Annotated in this window: 1 pseudogene; it reads left to right on the top strand. The window is 32.3% G+C overall.

Annotation, left to right across the window (positions count from 1 at the left end):
* Positions 1–378, top strand: a pseudogene (locus CN326_RS23105) (RNA-guided endonuclease InsQ/TnpB family protein); the annotation flags it as partial.

The raw sequence follows: 378 nt of genomic DNA, 5'->3' as shown, positions 1-378 counted from the left end.
GAAAGAAATCAAATGCAATTTGTTTTCCAAACCTACGAAAGAAAATCCTCATGTAGATTATTATTTTCTAGATGCCTTGTTTAAAGCTATGCTTCAAAAAGATTATCGTTCTTTACCTACACAATCCAGTCAATCCATCATGAAAACTGTATTTCAAAACTGGCATTCCTTTTTTTCAAGCTTACGAGATTATCAACAAAATCCAAACAAATATACAGGAAAACCGAGAATTCCCAAATATATTCGTTCTGTGGAAAAGGAGGTGCTGTATACAAACCAAGACTGTGTCATTAAACATCATACCTTTTTAAAATTTCCAAAGACAAAATACCAATTAAGTATTGGAAAATTAGGTTGCGCCAAAGGCAAACTGAAACA

The organism is Bacillus sp. AFS018417 (genome assembly GCF_002560985.1).
Taxonomy (GTDB): Bacteria; Bacillota; Bacilli; order Bacillales; family Bacillaceae_G; genus Bacillus_A; species Bacillus_A rhizoplanae.
The sequence above is the reverse complement of the archived record's forward strand: the minus strand, read 5'-3'. Positions and strand labels throughout refer to the sequence as shown.